This window comes from Shewanella sp. 10N.261.52.F9 (assembly GCF_041471165.1).
Lineage (GTDB): Bacteria > Pseudomonadota > Gammaproteobacteria > Enterobacterales > Shewanellaceae > Shewanella > Shewanella marinintestina.
On sequence record NZ_JBFRNX010000024.1, the window covers coordinates 21,547 to 39,628 of the forward strand.

14 protein-coding genes are annotated in these 18,082 nt (G+C 40.2%); 8 read left to right on the forward strand and 6 right to left on the reverse strand.

Annotated elements, in window-relative coordinates:
* Positions 1 to 174: 174 nt before the first annotated feature.
* The 4 genes from AB4298_RS16345 to AB4298_RS16360 all read right to left on the reverse strand — a co-directional run bounded on the left by AB4298_RS16345 (position 175) and on the right by AB4298_RS16360 (position 3,687).
* Positions 175 to 1,074, reverse strand: a complete 900-nt coding sequence (locus AB4298_RS16345) for an ABC transporter ATP-binding protein (protein WP_371987507.1) — start codon at positions 1,072 to 1,074, stop codon at positions 175 to 177.
* Positions 1,071 to 1,880 carry an ABC transporter permease gene (locus AB4298_RS16350; RefSeq protein ID WP_371987625.1) on the reverse strand — a complete coding sequence of 270 codons (810 nt, stop codon included), beginning with the start codon at positions 1,878 to 1,880 and terminating at the stop codon, positions 1,071 to 1,073. The genes AB4298_RS16345 and AB4298_RS16350 overlap by 4 nt, the downstream gene beginning before the upstream one ends.
* 162 nt (positions 1,881 to 2,042) lie before the next feature.
* A complete protein-coding gene (locus AB4298_RS16355; protein ID WP_371987508.1) occupies positions 2,043 to 2,735 on the reverse strand; it encodes a YceH family protein in 693 nt (230 codons plus the stop codon).
* Between the two features lie 118 nt (positions 2,736 to 2,853).
* Positions 2,854 to 3,687, reverse strand: a complete 834-nt coding sequence (locus AB4298_RS16360; protein WP_248997421.1) for a CvfB family protein — start codon at positions 3,685 to 3,687, stop codon at positions 2,854 to 2,856.
* A gap of 627 nt (positions 3,688 to 4,314) precedes the next feature.
* Between AB4298_RS16360 and speA the strand changes: the two genes are divergently transcribed.
* The 7 genes from speA to AB4298_RS16395 all read left to right on the forward strand — a co-directional run bounded on the left by speA (position 4,315) and on the right by AB4298_RS16395 (position 12,172).
* Positions 4,315 to 6,228, forward strand: a complete 1,914-nt coding sequence (gene speA, locus AB4298_RS16365; protein WP_248997420.1) for a biosynthetic arginine decarboxylase — start codon at positions 4,315 to 4,317, stop codon at positions 6,226 to 6,228.
* Between the two features lie 175 nt (positions 6,229 to 6,403).
* A complete protein-coding gene (locus AB4298_RS16370; protein ID WP_371987509.1) occupies positions 6,404 to 7,324 on the forward strand; it encodes an adenosylmethionine decarboxylase in 921 nt (306 codons plus the stop codon).
* A 25-nt stretch (positions 7,325 to 7,349) separates the two neighbouring features.
* Positions 7,350 to 8,279 carry an agmatinase gene (gene speB, locus AB4298_RS16375; protein WP_248997418.1) on the forward strand — a complete coding sequence of 310 codons (930 nt, stop codon included), beginning with the start codon at positions 7,350 to 7,352 and terminating at the stop codon, positions 8,277 to 8,279.
* Between the two features lie 154 nt (positions 8,280 to 8,433).
* Positions 8,434 to 9,072 (forward strand): pyridoxamine 5'-phosphate oxidase, encoded by a 639-nt coding sequence (gene pdxH, locus AB4298_RS16380; RefSeq protein WP_371987510.1) that lies wholly within the window; start codon positions 8,434 to 8,436, stop codon positions 9,070 to 9,072.
* Positions 9,073 to 9,528: 456 nt separating this feature from the next.
* The gene (locus tag AB4298_RS16385) at positions 9,529 to 10,104 is read left to right on the forward strand and encodes a YceI family protein (RefSeq protein ID WP_371987511.1); all 576 of its coding nucleotides are present in this window, start codon (positions 9,529 to 9,531) and stop codon (positions 10,102 to 10,104) included.
* Positions 10,105 to 10,389: 285 nt separating this feature from the next.
* Positions 10,390 to 10,743 (forward strand): DUF3802 family protein, encoded by a 354-nt coding sequence (locus AB4298_RS16390; RefSeq protein ID WP_248997415.1) that lies wholly within the window; start codon positions 10,390 to 10,392, stop codon positions 10,741 to 10,743.
* 556 nt (positions 10,744 to 11,299) lie between these two features.
* On the forward strand, positions 11,300 to 12,172 hold the full coding sequence (locus tag AB4298_RS16395; protein WP_371987513.1) for a putative ATP-dependent zinc protease: 873 nt from the start codon (positions 11,300 to 11,302) through the stop codon (positions 12,170 to 12,172).
* 160 nt (positions 12,173 to 12,332) lie between these two features.
* Here AB4298_RS16395 and AB4298_RS16400 read toward each other — a convergent pair whose 3' ends face one another.
* Entirely contained in the window at positions 12,333 to 14,942 is a 2,610-nt protein-coding gene (locus tag AB4298_RS16400; RefSeq protein WP_371987514.1) for a PDC sensor domain-containing protein, read from the reverse strand.
* 204 nt (positions 14,943 to 15,146) lie between these two features.
* On the reverse strand, positions 15,147 to 16,643 hold the full coding sequence (locus AB4298_RS16405; RefSeq protein ID WP_371987515.1) for a methyl-accepting chemotaxis protein: 1,497 nt from the start codon (positions 16,641 to 16,643) through the stop codon (positions 15,147 to 15,149).
* 440 nt (positions 16,644 to 17,083) lie between these two features.
* Here AB4298_RS16405 and pheS point away from each other — a divergent pair, with 440 nt between their 5' ends.
* On the forward strand, positions 17,084 to 18,067 hold the full coding sequence (gene pheS, locus AB4298_RS16410) for a phenylalanine--tRNA ligase subunit alpha (protein WP_220761390.1): 984 nt from the start codon (positions 17,084 to 17,086) through the stop codon (positions 18,065 to 18,067).
* Positions 18,068 to 18,082: the final 15 nt, after the last annotated feature.

Consider the following 18,082-nt stretch of genomic DNA (forward strand, 5'->3'; position numbering starts at 1 on the left):
GTAAAGTATAAATCAAGTCTTACTCTAGACTAGACTAGCCGAGCTTGCTATTAAATTATCCACTTAGGCAAGAAATTCTATCCGATTAACGAATCTTTTTTGAGTTAACTTGTATAAAAAAACGGCGCTATTTGCGCCGTTTTAAGTTTAATTATTTAACTAGTGTAATGATGATTAAGAAAAGAGTTTTTCTTCTAAGGTTCTACCTTTCAATATCGCTTTATATTGCCAGTTTCTTTCTTTAAATAGTGTTAGTAGCGAGATTTCAATTGCGTAGCTTTCAGCGCTATTGTGCTTAATCAGGAACTGATTAGCTTGACGCTCCTCGATTGAACTAATGTCGGCAAGCTTTAGTACTGCCTCAATAAGAGACGCTGATTCACAGCCCTGCATTGTTAGCGTGATATAGTCGTCATGCTGGGACTCAGCCATAGATACAGACTGACGCAGCTGTCCGTGCTCAAGGTAAAGCACTTGATCACACAGTTTTTCTAGTTCATCTAAATTGTGCGAACTAATAATAAATGTTGTAGTACCAGCAAGAGATTTGACTAACTCACGAATTTTCTTGGCATTTGCAGGATCTAAGCCAGCAGTCGGTTCATCGAGTAGTACCAGCTCAGGAGAACCCATCAATGCCTGTGCAATTGCTACTCTCTTCGCCATACCATGACTAAGTGCTCTAGGTTTTTGTTTAGCGCTATCAGCTAAATCAACCAAGTTAAGTACACGTATCGCTTCGGCTTGAGCATTTTTACGATTGTATCCTTGCAAGGTGCCAAAGAAAGTCAATTGGGTTAGAACATCGAGGTTAGGGTCAAGAGAAGCATCTTGCGGTAGCGAAGCTATACGCCCTAGTAGTTCCGCTGAGCCTGGTTTATGGCCAAGTAAACTCACTTCACCTGATGACGGTGTGATATAACCACACAATAAGCTAAAAAGAGTCGTTTTACCGGCGCCATTTGGACCTACTAAAGCGATAGGGCTGCCAGCATTGAGCGTTATATCAACCTGAGATAAGGCTTTTTTATCGCCATAGGATTTAGATAACCCTTTGCAGTTAACTAAACTCATAGTGCGCTCCTATTGATATACACTTTACCCAAAAATAACAGTACAGCAGCTTGAACTAATGCCACAGGTGCATACATAAAGGTTTGTAAGCCTTGGGTATTTATCATCAATGAGATCTGCGAGCCAGGTAGGATCCATTTTAACTCACTAATGATTGGCAAATAATTATTGATAATGGCGATGCTTATCGACATTGCAGCCCATACCAGAATCGCATAGATAGTTGCTTGGCGTGCAGAACTGGCATATAGGGACAAAATAGCCATTAATGCGGTGTACGGTAGTAGCACGATAATTAAATTTAAAGTCACAATTAGCCCAGAGATTAAAGCCGGTAGTAATAGACTCATGTCTCTATTTGCTGCCAGTAAAATAGTAGCGATGACAGTTAGGCATAGGAGTATGCTTTGCAGGGCTATATGGCCTAAAAATCTGCCGAAAAACAGACTGTCTCTACCTACTCTTAACGTTAAAAATCGAAATATTCCTCGTGATTTGTCGGTTGCAAACTGATCTGCAGAAACAAATATACTAAAAAGAGGGAAGATATATAGCGCGGCAATCCAGTAAACTGCCAGCTCTGCAACAGGCCATTTAAATAGCTCACTGACAGCGTCAGGGCCAAATATGCCTTCTATAATCCCTCTAAAGTCCGGGTTAATCAAAAAGCTTGATGCACTGCTAATGGGGTAGAGTAAAATTAGTAACCAGACTAAGGCAAATGCAGCGAGTGCGACTAGACCACGAGGATTAAATAGCATTTTTTTGACTTCAAACTGCACGAGCAACAGAGTGTTACGCAGCATGCTATTTTTGGGGGCTGTTTTTTGGGGAGTGTGTTCCAAAAGGATCCCTTAGTTTTAAATACAAAGATTGCAAATAGGTTAACACTGATTGGAACTCAGCGTTAACCCTAAGTTGATGCGAAACATTAGCAATAATTCATAATGTGAATAGGTAATCGACTTTTACTCTAGCAAGTCTGCAAGCTGCGCTTTTAATTCGGCTAATTCAAGTTCGAGTTTACTGACTCGATCTTCTAGTGCTGTATTACTCTCTTGCGCGGTATCAGTTGCTGTTGATGCAGGGCTCGGTGTCGATTGTTGTGCAGTAAAATTATCAAGGCTGTGTTGAGAGGGAGGGTTTTGCTCATCTGCATTAACGGGAGTAAATAACTGACGATAGCGAGCTTCGCGTTTACCAGGTTCTTTTGCTAACAACATCACTAATGGAGACTCTCGTCTTTGTAAGTCATGTAATGTTGCTTCAGCTTCACTGACATCATTAAACTCATATAAACGGTTGCTACGTGTTCTGAGTTCACCGGGGGTTTGTGGACCTCGCAGCAGTAATAAACAAATCACAGCAAGTTCTGACGATTTAAGTTGCAGATCGCTAAACTCAGTATTGCAAAAACGGTGCTTATATTTAACGACACGGCTGCCAAAACCAGATTGCTCTGAAATCAGTCTTTTTTTGCTTAGGCTGTCTAAGGTGTTTTGTACCTCCGACTCACTGAGGTTTAGGACTGGCTCTCGACTGGTTTTTTGATTACAGCCAGAGGTTAAACTGTTTAAAGAAAGGGGATATTGCTCAGGTGTTGTGATCTCTTTTTCAAGTAACACACCAATGACGCGAGCTTCGTGTAAAGTCAGTTCCATAATAACCTCTTAAGAAAAAAGCATGACTTTGTTATATCAGAGCCATGCTTTAATGCAAGAGACTATCTATGGTTTAGCTATATAATTGCTTGTTTTACAAGCAGTATAGCCAAATTTATTAATCTTCTAGACGGATCCCATCAGGGGAAATAGTGATCTGTTTATTCTTATAAAGGCCACCAATACTCTTTTTAAAGGCTTTCTTACTCATCGATAATTGTGAGTAGATGACTTCTGCATCGGTTTTGTCATTGAGTGGTAAGAAACCACCGGCTTGTTTAAGTTTGATCATTATCGTTACTGAGTGCTTATCAAGTTCTTCTTTTGCGCCTTTTTGTAAGATAAGGTCAATCTTACCGTCGCTGCGCATACGCTTAATAAAGCCTTTTAGCTTTTGGCCAAAGCTTAAACGTGTATACACTTCATTTTTGTACAATACGCCCCAGTGGGTATTGTTGATAATGGCTTTGTAACCAAGATCGGTTGAGCCACCAATAATTAGATTCACTTCTTCATCATTGCGGAATTTAGGCTCTGTTAAATCAAGGAACTTATCGACCTTAGCTGATGCAACAATGCGGTCATCGACATGGCTAGTATAGATGTAAACCAAGTAAGATTTACCTACCTCGATGTCTCGGTGTTGCTCACCGAAAGGCAATAACAAGTCTTTTTCTAAGCCCCAGTCTAAAAAGGCGCCATATGGACCGTTTTCTTTGGCTTCTAAATAAGCAAATTGACCGACTTGAGCATAAGGACGTTTAGTCGTTGCAATGATCATGTCTTCTGAATCTAAATAGAGAAACACATTAACCATATCGCCAACTTGGCATTCCTTCGGCACAGCTTTACGCGGAAGGAGGACCTGGCCCATCTCTTTAGCGTCTAAATAGACACCAAAATCAACTTGTTTGACGACTTCGAGCTTACAGGTTTTACCTATCTGGATCATGATGTTCTCTACTTTAAAGACAGTAACGATTAATTTCAGCAGCGATTATAGTGGAAATCATTTCAATATGCTTTAGCCCATTCAAACTTATGCCGCATCAATATGGCCTTTACTGTAATAAAATGGCGTTAATTATCACTATTTAGGCTCGAAAGGGTACGTATTGTTATCACCCTATTGTATGGTGATAATGATATCTTGGTTAATTAGCAATTATTGGTCTATTGAGTCTTGCAATCTCGTGTATCTCAAGGTTTAATTGCGCCGCAAAAATTTCGAGAGATTAGCGGTTTGTTTGTCTACTTAGTGTTGGTGGGGAGTAACCTACATCAATTAAGCCGTATTTAAGCAAACAAATAGATTTTTTATGGATTGGGTTTTACATGCTGGCTTTAAAGGCATAGATTTAAGTCATACCATAAAAACTTGAAGACTCTTTGGTTTGAAGAGACACTTTTTTTATGCCGAATGCTTGCTTGTATAGGCAGTAAGACTGTTTCTGAGTATGCATTTGAATAGTTTGTACTTTTATTAGTAAATAATTATTGATTTAAACAATCGCAAGTTGACTCTAGCCAACTAGGGGCGGTCAACTTATTTGAGTTAAATAGACAGGTTAGGACAAATATGAGCAATTGGTCTATTGATGATGCACGCGCAAGTTATAACGTAAATCACTGGAGCCAAGGACTTTACGGCATTAGCGACAATGGTGAAGTGACAGTGTCACCTGATCCAAGTCGACCAGACTGTACCATTGGTTTAAATGAAATGGCTAAAGATATGGTTAAGTCAGGTGTGGCTTTACCCGTATTAGTGCGTTTCCCACAAATTTTACATCATAGAGTAAATAGCCTGTGCCAGGCATTTAATCAGGCGATTCAAAAGTACCAATACGAATCTGATTATTTGCTGGTTTATCCTATTAAAGTAAATCAACAACAGACGGTTGTTGAAGAGATCCTAGCCAGTCAAGTTGAAAAAGAAGTGCCGCAACTTGGTCTCGAAGCGGGTAGTAAGCCTGAATTAATGGCTGTGCTTGCGATGGCGCAAAAGGCGAGTTCGGTTATCATTTGTAATGGTTACAAAGATAAAGAATATATTCGTCTTGCATTAATTGGCGAGAAGCTTGGCCATAAAGTTTACATCGTGCTTGAAAAGATGTCAGAGCTAAAAGTGGTACTTGAGCAAGCTAAAGAGCTTGGTGTTAAACCACGTTTAGGTCTGCGTGTTCGTTTGGCTTTCCAAGGTAAAGGCAAGTGGCAAGCAAGTGGTGGTGAAAAGTCTAAGTTTGGCTTGAGCGCGGCTCAAGTTCTTCAAGTGATTAACTCGCTTAAGCAAGAAGATATGCTTGAGTCTTTAGAGTTGTTGCATTTCCACTTAGGTTCGCAAATTGCCAATATTCGTGATATCCGCCAAGGCGTAAGCGAAGCGGGTCGTTTCTACTGTGAATTGATGAAGCTTGGCGCAAGTGTTAAGTGTTTTGACGTTGGTGGTGGTTTAGCGGTTGATTACGACGGTACGCGTAGCCAAAGCAACAACTCAATGAACTACGGTTTAACTGAGTACGCCAATAATATCGTCAGCGTGTTAACCGACATGTGTAAAGAGTACGAGCAGCCGATGCCGAGGATTATCTCTGAATCGGGTCGTTACTTAACTGCACACCATGCGGTTTTATTAACAGACGTAATTGGTACAGAAGCTTACAAACCTGAAGATATCCAACCACCAGCAGAAGATGCACCGCAATTACTGCACAACATGTGGCAGTCTTGGGTTGAAGTGAGCGGTAAAGCTGATCAACGTGCACTGATCGAGATATTCCATGACTGTCAAAGTGATTTGACTGAAGTGCACTCATTGTTTGCTGTTGGTCAGTTAGGTTTAGCTGAGCGCGCTTGGGCTGAGCAAGTTAACTTACGTGTATGTTACGAGCTACAGGGTAGCATGAGCTCAAAATACCGTTTCCACCGTCCGATTATTGATGAACTAAATGAGAAGTTAGCTGATAAATTCTTCGTTAACTTCTCGCTATTCCAATCATTGCCAGATGCTTGGGGTATCGATCAGGTATTCCCTGTCATGCCGCTATCTGGCCTTGATAAAGCACCAGAAAGTCGCGCCGTAATGCTAGATATTACCTGTGACTCTGATGGTACCGTGGATCAATATGTAGATGGTCAAGGTATTGAAACGACATTACCAGTACCTGCTTGGACTCAAGAAAGTCCATACTTAATTGGTTTCTTCTTAGTGGGTGCATACCAAGAGATTTTGGGTGATATGCACAACTTGTTTGGTGACACTAACTCTGCCGTTGTGCGTCTAGATGATGATGCGCGTACTAATGTTGAGTCGGTACTTGCTGGTGACACGGTTGCTGATGTTTTACGTTATGTAAACCTTGATGCTGTATCGTTTATGCGCACCTATGAAGAACTCGTTAATAAGCATATTGCTGAAGATGAACGCGCCAATATCTTAGAAGAGTTACAACTAGGTCTTAAAGGTTACACTTATCTAGAAGACTTTTCGTAACGAGTGATGATTTAAGCGAATTGCAACGTAATAAATGTAGCAGGCGTTTTAGCTTGTGTACTATAACCAGTTTTGAGTTCGCTCAAAACTGGTTTTATTTTTAGGTTACTGTAAAGTCGCTCACTTACTTTGGTGGCATTTAATAACACGTAATTTTGTTTAGGAGCTTCGATAGATGTTTTTTGAAGGTTCGGAGAAAAAAGTAGAGCTGCAAACCTGTGCGACAGCTGTTTCATTAAAGCAGTTACCGGTATCATTTTGGCGGCAAGCGTTGGCATTGGCTGATGCAGAGATCTTATCCAACCTTTCAAATACTTATTGCGATGCCTATGTGTTAAGCGAATCAAGTTTGTTTGTGTGGGATCACAAATTGTTATTGATTACCTGTGGTAATACACGTTTAGTCGATACCGTTATGTGTGTTATTGATAAAATTGGCTCCGATGGTATATCAGGGCTTAGTTATCAACGTAAAAATGAATTTTCGCCCCATCTACAAACAACTCGTTTTGAAGATGATGTTGCTCAGCTTAGAACCAAAATTGCTGGTTCGGCATACCGGGTAGGCCACTTAGACGGTCATCATCATTATCTTTACAGTGCTAAACATGCAGCACAAACAGAAAAAAGTGCATGTTTGTTGATGTACCATCTTAATGGTGAGATTGCGCAATATTTACGTAGTGACAAGCAATCAAGTATTGAAATTCGCAAACGACTAGATTTAGAGCGTTTATTGCCTGATTTTGAGTTTGACGATCACCTGTTTCAACCGTGTGGATATTCAATCAATGGATTGTTTGAAGACAAATTTATAACGATACATATCACGCCTCAAGAGCGAAGCTCTTATGTGAGTGTCGAAACAAACATGGATTTTTTACACTATCCGTTCAATATTTTTTCCGAATTGCTAATGATATTGAACCCCCGCAGTTGGGACATCATTGGGATGAATATGCAGGTAGATAACTTGTCTTTTCCTTCAAATAGAAGGCTTGCGAGTTGTGTTCTACAGTTAAATCAATCCAATGAATTTAATTATAATCACTATACTCAAGCAGATACTGAAATACTGTCCGCCGAAGTATTGTGACTCTAGACACTTTTATGGAGTATTTATGACCACTATTGCAGATAAGCCAGATTATTCGCTTTATTCAAATGCATTTGGTTACTTAAGACAGCCGCTAGACTTCAAACCGCTTGAAGGTGATGCAGACGTTGTCGTTTTAGGCCTGCCATTTGATATGGCTACTACAGGCCGTTCAGGTGGCCGTATGGGGCCAGGTGCAATTCGTAATGCATCTGTTAACCTTGCTTGGGAAGAAACTCGCTGGCCTTATCAGTTTAAACTTAGCGATCATGTTAAAATCGTTGATGCTGGCGACTTAGTATACAACTGCGGCGACTCTGCTGACTTTACGCAACGTGTTGAAGACTTTGCAACTAAGATTTTAGAAGCAGATAAAGCCATGCTGAGCTTTGGTGGCGATCATTTCGTTACATTACCTTTGCTACGTGCTCATTATAAGAAGCACGGAAAAATGGCGCTGTTGCACTTTGATGCGCACACGGATACTTATAGCCAAGGTAGCAAATACGATCACGGTACTATGTTCTACCATGCGCCAAATGAAGGCATTATTGCCGCAGAGAACTCAATTCAAGTGGGTATTCGCACTGAGTACGATACTGCTAATCATTTATTTAAAGTGATTGATGCTGCCACTGCTAACGATTTGACTGCCGATGAAATCGTTGCGCAAATTCGTGAGCGTGTTGGTGACATGCCACTATACGTGACTTTTGATATCGATTGTTTGGATCCAGCTTTTGCTCCTGGCACAGGCACTCCGGTTTGCGGTGGTTTAACAAGCGATAAAGCCATGAAGATTATTCGTGGTCTTAAAGGTATGAAGATTGTTGGTATGGATGTTGTTGAAGTTGCTCCAGCATACGATAGTGCAGAGATCACTGCTCTTGCTGGTGCAACATTAGGTCTTGAGATGCTGCACGTATGGGCTGAAGCAAACGGTAAGATTAAGTAATCCTATTTATTTGATAAGCTTTGCAATATCAAGACTGTCAGCAGGCGACAAACTATTAGTTAAAAGTCTCCCGCTATGGGTCTAAGGTTGTTATTATTAAAGAAGTGCTGTTTACAGCGCTTCTTTTTTTATGCCGTTTTGCAAGGGATCTAGGATGTCAGAGATTAGCGATATTAGACGAGAATACACGTTAGGCGAGTTACACAGTGAAGATGTACCGAGTGATCCTATGGTGCTGTTTAACGCTTGGCTTGAGGTGGTTCGCGATTCAAAAATTCAAGACCCTACCGCCATGTCTGTGGCGACAGTTGATGAGCATGGCCAGCCGTTCCAGCGTATTGTGTTATTGAAGCGTTTTGATAATGATGGCTTTGTATTTTTTACCAACCTAGAAAGTCGTAAAGCACAGCATATTGCTAATAATGCCAACGTTAGTATTTTATTCCCTTGGCACAGTCTAGAAAAACAGGTCGCTGTGACCGGTGTGGCCGAGCCATTATCAAAGACAGAAGTATTGAAGTACTTCATGAGTCGACCTAAAGAAAGCCAAATAGCAGCTTGGGTCTCTAAGCAATCGAGCCCGATTAGCGCCCGAAAAGCATTAGAGTCTAAGTTTGCTGAGATGAAAGCAAAGTTTGCTAATGGTGATGTTCCTCTGCCTAAGTTTTGGGGCGGCTATGTGGTTCGCCCAAGCAGCATTGAGTTTTGGCAAGGTGGCGAACATAGGCTGCATGACCGTTTTATATATACCAAAGTTGCTGACGCTTGGCAGCGCAGCCGCTTAGCGCCGTAATTGAAATTAAAAAGCCACGTTCAGCGTGGCTTTTTAATTGTTTTTATTGGTATTTATGTGTTTAAAATGTATATGCTATACCAGCTTGTTTATCCTTTGAAATCATAACTATTTTTAAATGGTTCCTTAATAAGAAAGTTGCCCATCTCACTTCTATACTCGTTAGTCAAACGAGAAAATCATTAAAAGGTTCGGAGCTTAGCTCGAACAATCTATAAGTCCGTTGGTTTGCAAATACCGGCTATTTCCCCAGTTTCCTAGAACCTTTAGATCTTTAAAAAGCGGCTAGGACAGTAAACATGCCCTAAAATAAGTGATGAATATAAATTGTTATAGGTAAAAATCGCTCCGCCTAATGTGGAAGCATGTTAGATTAGTGCTAGCTTAATTATTGATAGATATCATAATTTAAACACTACAATTTAAATATCATTTTCTAAATAAGAGGGAACGGACATGAAGAGTATCATTACGGGTTTATTGCTATTGCCTTTATCGCTAATGGCTTCAGCCGGTACATGGAATGTTGACAACACCAGTTCAAACGTAAACTTTATCTCTATTAAAAAAGGGGATATTGCTGAAGTTCACCACTTTACTTCGATAGATGGCACGTTAAATGATAAAGGACAGTTTAATTTCGCCGTTTCTCTTGCCAGCGTTGTTACTAATGTTGAGATAAGAGATGAACGTATGGGCTCATTGCTATTTGAGGTGGATAAGTACCCTAAACTAACGCTAACAGCTAAGGTTGATCCTAATCTGGTTAAGGGATTAGCTGTTGGGGCAGCGAAAGTCGTAACAGTTGACGGTGAAGTTGAATTACACGGCCAAAAGCAAACGATGGCTTTCACTGTGAACATTGCTAAGCTTTCAAATACACATTTATTGGTATCGAGTGTAATGCCTGTTATTGTAAATGCTGATAGCTTTGGTTTATCGGCTGGCGTCGAAAAACTACGCGAAATTGCAGGGCTGTCGGCAATCAGTAAGGCTGTACCTGTATCGTTTATTCTTAACCTTACACAATAATTAAGTTTGTTATTGTCATCGCTTAATCGGTCAATTAATTGATTTTTTTCGTTGATTAATTGGCCTTTTTATTGCGATTTTTTAGAGGAAAACTTCTTTATTAAAAAAGAAGTCGCGAGCCTATAGTATATAAGTGAATGCTATGAGTTTTACCATTTAGCTTACGAATATTTCAATTATAGCAAAACTCAGATAATATTCGGCCTAGAACAATTGAATAATAATGGTGGCTAAGCCGTTTTTAAGTGCTTAGCAGTGCACACATTTATGTGTTTTAGGTTGAATATGGTTACCGATAAAGATGGGTACATCCACCTAGTTCAGTATTTGACTGAACATTTAGGTATTTTTGCAGATTCACATCAGAAAAGCGCTGCAGATGACACCGTGATGGAGTTATTTGAAGAGCAACTTGCTGCCCAAATCATCATGGTTTGTGGTCAAAACCCCTCGTTAACTTTTGCACAGCGCAATCTTGTGGTCCGTGAAGTCGATTCGATTGTTTATGATTTAGAAGAGATTTTAGCTCGAGTTGCAGATCAAAAAGCAACAGCTGAGCAGACCTTATTTATTGCTGAGTTTTCATGCTTAATTAAGAACCTATTTGATCAAGAGATCGGTCGATTGTTGGCTGCATAGGCATACCTATTTTATATTTAGTTACAGTATTTTAGTCTAGCTCGCTTGTTGGTTTTGACTTATAGGCATAATGTTGCAGTATCGATAAAGGAGAAAGCGATGCTCAGCAAGGTTAAAACCTCACTAAATAAACAGCACTTGCTTGTCTATGCTTGTTTATTAATATTTTTGTTTTGTCTTAGACTATTTAGTCACAATGCTTTCGATCTTGGTTGGGGCTTTTTTCCATTAGTGATTTCTTTACCGTTTGTGCCCTTTATTTTAGTCTGGCTCGCGGTGCAATTTTATCGTAATTTCCGTTCTTTAAATGCTCCAGTTAATTTGAATTGGCCGTTATGCCATTGTGTGTGTACGGCATCATTGTTTAGTTTGTTTGTGCTTAATTTTATCGGTTAAGCTATAACCCTGTTCATCAACATTCAATCGAGTTATATGTTTTAAGCAAGCTTATATTCAGCTTTGCTGTGGCATATTAACAGGTGCATCAATGATGGCTAAACCTTGCTATCATTAGCGCAAGATGTTCCAGATTATTTTTATTTATTAAGGAATTACAATGCTTAAAAGAGTTGGGTTGTGCTTATTGATCCTCAGTACTTCTGTATCTGCGGCAAGTGACAAAGCTGTCATCGGCTCAACAGCTGAAATGTCAGTAGCCCATGCAGATCTTTCCTATGTTGCTCGTATCGACACCGGAGCGGGAAATACCTCTTTGCATGCTTTTGATATTAAGGTTGAAGGTGGAAGTGCCAAACGAATGAAAGACAATGTTGGCAAAATGGTGTCTTTTACTACTGAAAATAATGCCGGTGAGCAGAAACGTTTAACAGCTAAAATCGTTAAGACATCTACCGTGAGTAACTCTCAAGGTAGAGAGACTCGTTATATGGTCGATTTAGACGTCGGTTTTAAAGGAAAGGAGCGAACGGTTAGAGTTAATTTAAGAGACCGTAGCCACATGGATTACAAGTTGCTTATTGGTCGTAATTGGCTCAAAGACCGGTATGTCGTCGATGTTTCCGAAAAGAAACTGATTGGCCCAACGGCATCAATTAGCATTGTCGAGTCGGGTTTAAAGTTTAAGACTCGTATTGATACTGGAGCTGTAGAGAATTCGTTGCATGCTTATGACATGAAAATTGACAATGAAGACCCTGATATGGAAAAGAATATCGGTAAAGTTATTCATTTCACGACCGAAAATGAGAAAGGCGAGTCTCATGTGGTTAAGTCACGTATTGTCGAAACGTCACTAATTAGAAACGCACAGGGCAGTGAGATCCGTTACATGGTTGAGTTGAATGTGGGGGAGCCGGGACAAGAGTATAAGGTTAAGGTTAATCTAAGAGATAGAAGCAAAATGTCTTACAAACTATTAATAGGCCGCAACTGGCTCCAAGGCCACTATATCGTTGACGTATCACTTTAGCTTATTACTAGACTCTATAAAGCTACGAGTTTAACAAGAGACACTAAAAAGCGCCGTACATTGTATGGCGCTTTTTAGTGGCGAAGTGAGAGTCACTTAACGGTTGATACGAGTCGATATAACTCGTGTGGGCCGGCGAGGTGATTTTGTTACTGCTTTGCTATTTGCTAACTAATAATGTGCAGTTTAATTGGGTCGAAAAGGCATTATCAGTTAACGAGCTCACTGTAAGTTGGCCATTAAACTCACTCATAAGCCAAATAGATAACGCTGACAGTGTGCCTTTGACTTCGTTATTAGTCAGTGCTGATTGTAATTTATCTAGGTTTTCTTGTGTAAAGCCTTTGCCATTGTCACTGATATTAATATGGATTTGCTGATTGTCTTTGCTCAGGTTGACGTTAATTTTTTGCCCTGTCGCTTTTTGATAAAAAGCGTCATTAATTGTGTTACTAATGGCTCGATAAAACACCAGTAAATAATGCCAATGTATCCCCTCGACAATAAGTCGACTCTCACTGTGGATGCTTAGCTCTATATCCTTGCTACTTAACTTCGGAGCGAGTAGGGCGACGATATGCTCTAATAACAGTACTAGGTCGATTGGCTTGGTGACATAATCTTGAGCGGAGAATAGATATTCTAAGTGCCGTAGCCTCTCGGTTTGAGCTGAAAGAGAGTGAGTAAACTCTTTGGCATCAAGATCACCATTTGCTAAGCGATAGGCATTAGCAGCTAAATCATCTTGTTTTCTAAATATAGGTTTAACAATCGCAGCCACTAAAGATGGATATAAAGCCTGATTATCTAACTTTACTTGTTCAAAGTTGACGCGGCGATTCGACTCTGCTTTAGCATTTTGCGATTCACTTAACAGACGCTTATTCGTTTGTTCGAGTTTCTCTATAAAACGAATATTATCGGAAGTCTCTTTGGCTAAAATTTCAAACTGGGCACTTTTTTTACGTTCGAGAACTTTACTGGCGCTAATGTCAAATGCAATGGTGCCCACTGCGCTTATCTGGTTTTGATTATTTAAAATGGGGAATTTAGTGACTAAGTAGGTATGTTGTTTATCTTTTACCGGAAAGCTTTGCTCATAGCTGAGCTCTTGCTGTGTATCGATAACGGTTTGATCATTCTTTGCATTAACTTGAGCGATTTCTCTTGGCATTATTAAATGGGTTTTAGCACCAAGAAGCTCACCTCTATTACGCGCAAACGTCAAACAGACCTGATTATTGACTAAAGTTAATTGACCATTTAGATCACTAATAAAAATTAAGTTACTGGCAGAGTTAAGTACACTATTGAGTTGTTCTGTTTTTTCTTTTAGCTCTGTTTGTGCTTGTTGTTGTACATCTAATTGTTGCTCTAGTGCGAGGTTTGTTGCATCTAAGCTTGCCAACGCGATCTCTAGCTGCCTAGTACGTGAACTAAATGCTTTTGCCAACATGCCTATTTCATCATTTCGCGTGGTTGCTTCTAACTCAACTTTTGCAGGGTTACTGTCATTTAATGCGGCAACCATTCTGCTAATCGGGTGTATGAACAACTTATTCTGCATAATAAACAGCAACATTAATGCGAGAATTTGGATACCAACCAAATAGATCCCCACTGAGCTTGCTAAGGATTGACTGTTGTAGTTAATACTCGATAACGGGGTAACCAGAATGATTTTCCAGTAAGTGCCTGGCATCAAAAATACACTAACCAATACAGGCTCATTTAATCTTGGATCGTTGGTCAATTGGATGCTAGCTAATACTTCGACATCTTTAAGCGGGTTGTTGGCGTTCTGATTAATCATAGCGATTAACTTTTCACGCTCTTGAGATGGGGTATTGGTTATCACATTGCTCAGTTGACCATCTTCATAGGCTTTCGTATTGTTTGCAGTCTTTATGAACTGCTGATCAATCTTCGAAATTTTATTTTGTAATGGTGTAAAAGCAGGGTGGCTTTTGGCAAAGTTGGCGAATGGCTGGAAAAGCTGACTATTTTTGATTGCCTGGTTATCGTTACTCTCATTGTCTGGGTAAGATAATAATCGATTCTGTTGATCGAGGGCAAACACATAGCCACCAGTGTTTGCGACCGCAGTGCTGAAAAAGTCATCGAGACTCGACAGGGCTATATCAACGGTTGATACGCCAATAAACTGATGATCTGACCACATAGGTACAGACGCTGTGATCATGGCGTTTTGAGTGTAAGGGTCAATATAAGACTTTGACCAATAAGTGGTATCTTTCGGGTAAAATTTGGCGGGCACATACCAATTTTCGTCAACGTAATCTGCAATTGATTCCGCATTATAATCATTGACTTTTATTAGCTCATCAACGCTATTACGGGACCAGAAGTAGCTATCTTTTTTGCGTGAGTTATCAAACATAAATGGCTCAGGCCAAATACCACCTCCAAGAATAACCTCTTGCTGACCAGTTTGATTCAGAATTGCAGGTACGGCTAGAATTAATTGCTCTGGGGTTTGTTGATTGATCTCTCCTAGAGCTCCAATGGAAACCGCAAGGTTTTCAATCCGGCTGGTTTTCTTTTGTAATTTTGCTGTAATGGTTTTACCGAGATTAATACTGAGCGAAGTTTGATTATCAACTAGTCTGTCACGTTCAATGGTTTTTAAAAACCAAACACTGGCAATAATTATCACCGCAGCGACAAAAAGTTGGATTAACATAAACTGCATTGGCAAACTTGATCGCCAGTTAGTCAGTTTTGCTTGTGTTGTTATAGGTTTGACCATGATAATTCAACGCTCAATGATAAATTATTCCTTTTATTCAGTTTCCTTACAGATAAAAGAATTAAGCTAAATGTCTTAGTGAACTAATTATACAAGTCTTGTTATTTTTTTGTAAAACAAACAGGTGTAACTATCAACGAAAATATTGATGAAAAACAAAAAAAGCAGCCTACGGCTGCTTTTTACTGGATAGTTGAAAAAACTTTAGATTTTTAAGCCGATGAGTAATTTGTCGAGCTGTTCTGCTGTTGCATGTAGTTCATCACACCCAGTAACTGATTGATTCGCTGATTGCTCAACATGGTGTGATTGATTGCGAATATCCATTAGGTTTGTCGCTATCTCATTGGCTACTGCTGATTGTTCTTCTGCAGAAGTAGCGATTAATACGCTCATCTCATAAACCTTAGCACTGTGATGAGCAATCCCTTCTAGATCCTTACCAGTATCAAGTACGTGCTTTTTACCTTCTTCAGCTTTCTCCACGGTACGACTCATTACCTGTTTTAAGTTACGAGCGCCTGACTGTAACGCTTCGATCATTGTCTTTATCTCAACTGTCGCGGCTTGGGTTCGGCCTGCTAAGGTTCTGACTTCGTCAGCAACTACAGCGAAGCCACGACCTTGTTCACCTGCACGAGCTGCTTCGATAGCGGCATTTAGTGCAAGTAAATTAGTTTGCTCTGAGATGGCATTAATGGTTGTAACGACTTCATCGATTTTGGCTGCATTATCGTTTAGATGGTTGACGGCATCAGATGCATCAGCTATTTCATTTGAAAGACCACCAATAGCTTCAACGGTAACGGCAATATCACGTGAGCCGGCGTCGACTTGCACATTAGCTTCTTGAGTTTCAGTTGATGACAGTTCAGCATTACGAGCCACTTCAATTACCGCAGCAGTCATCTGCTCCATGGCAGTGGCTAATGAATCAATATGTTGGCGTTGATCTACAGCCAAAGCCTGTCCATCCGTTGCAGTATTTCTGAACGCTTGAACAACGTTACGGATCTGTTCATTACCACTTGTCATTTCCGATACTAGCTTGTGTTGACGCTCAACGAGAGTATCGATGCTAATTGCTAAAATACTAAATTCGTCTTTGACTTCAAAGAAGTTTAATCGGCCTGTTAGATCACCGTCAGCTGCTTTTTTTAGCGCCATAACATTGGTATAAAGTGCACCGCCTACAAAGCTCGAAATGTAATAGCTAGCCAGCAAGATAATAAAGATGAGTAGCGTTAAAGCGATATATGCCAGACTTTGATCTTGGCCGCCTTGGATTTGCGTACTATTGAGGGTGGTTATTAGCCCGTTAGCACTAGCCATGCTGACACTTTCAACGCGATTTCCGATAATGCGAGTTTCGCCACCGCTGTTAGCAAGTGTTGTAAGTTGGCGTGTTGCGGAATCTTGATGAGTAATAGTTAGCTCACCCTGAAAGGATTCTAGATATGCAGCTTTGTCTTCTTGTGGAATATATTGATAAGCAGTATCAAGGGCTTTATTAAGCTTTTCGTTAAAGTTTTGAGTTTGCTTAACTTGATTTTCCTGTAGGTTTTGTTTGTAACCAGCGTTAAGCAGAATCGTTAAACCTATTAAGGCTATGATAGGGATTATCGCCAAAACGGCAAACTTTGCTTTGAGTGTCATGTGGATTAGGTATTTATCCACCCAGCGGAACTTAACTTCTTTCATAATGTTCTCTTATTGATAAATCGCCGACCTGACTCTTTATCGGACAAGAAAACAGTTTCTTAACTAATATTTGCTATTTTATAATCGTTCGCCTTCTTTTTAAACAGTGGCTTTGCTAACTTATTGAATGTTGGGATATCTAAAATATGTATAAGTGGTTGTATTTTAAATTAACCTATTCGTTTTGTATAAGAATTCTACGTTAGCTGCTTGAAAAAAGAGCGCTAACATCATGTTTTTGGAACCTCTACTGTCGACGTTAAAATTTAGTCGCATGTATAAGGACTAAACAAAATAGGGAGTTAGCGAGGAAAAAGGTGAATTAGTCCTAGTCAAATGTGGCTGTCTAACGTAAAATTTTAGTCTTTTTCTATTTTCACTAAGAAAATACGTTAGCCCAAAAGTCGTAGGTCTAAGACTTACTCGCACTGGAAGAGATGATGTCACAGTTAACAGAGATCGTAGAACAGGCTTTAGCCGCCATCGAAGGAGCTACAGATTTAAAAGCTCTCGATGACCTCCGTGTCGATTACCTTGGTAAAAAAGGTCAAATCACCGACATGATGAAAATGATGGGGAAACTTCCTCCTGAAGAGAAGCCAGCTTTTGGTCAAGCAGTAAACCAAGCTAAGCAGGCCGTTCAGCAGCAGCTTTCTATTCGCATTGATGGTCTTAAAGCAGCAGAGCTTGAAGCGCAGCTGAAAGCTGAAAGCATTGATGTAAGCTTGCCGGGTCGTCGCATTGAAAATGGTGGTTTACACCCTGTTACTCGTACGATTGAGCGCATTGAAGCTTTCTTTGGTGAGCTTGGCTTCGTTGTTAAAGACGGACCAGAAATTGAAGATGATTTCCATAACTTCGACGCACTAAACATCTCTGAGCATCATCCTGCTCGTGCTGATCATGATACGTTCTACTTTAACCCAAAAGTGATGCTACGTACGCAAACATCTGGCGTGCAGATCCGTACTATGGAGCATGAGAAGCCACCTTTACGTATTATTTCTCCAGGCCGTGTATATCGTAACGATTACGATCAAACTCACACACCAATGTTCCATCAGGTTGAAGGTTTGCTTGTCGCTGAGAACGTTAACTTTGCCGAGCTTAAAGGCATTTTGCATGACTTCTTACGTAATTTCTTTGAAGAAGATCTAGAAGTGCGTTTCCGTCCATCTTACTTCCCATTCACAGAGCCTTCAGCAGAAGTGGATGTTATGGGTAAAAATGGTAAGTGGTTAGAGGTCTTAGGTTGCGGCATGGTACATCCAAATGTACTTCGCAGCGTGGGTATCGATCCAGAGAAGTACTCAGGTTTCGCATTCGGTATGGGTGTAGAGCGTTTATCAATGCTTCGCTACGGCGTTAACGATTTACGTTCATTCTTTGAAAACGACCTACGCTTCCTGAAGCAATTTAAATAAACGGAGCTGTAATAG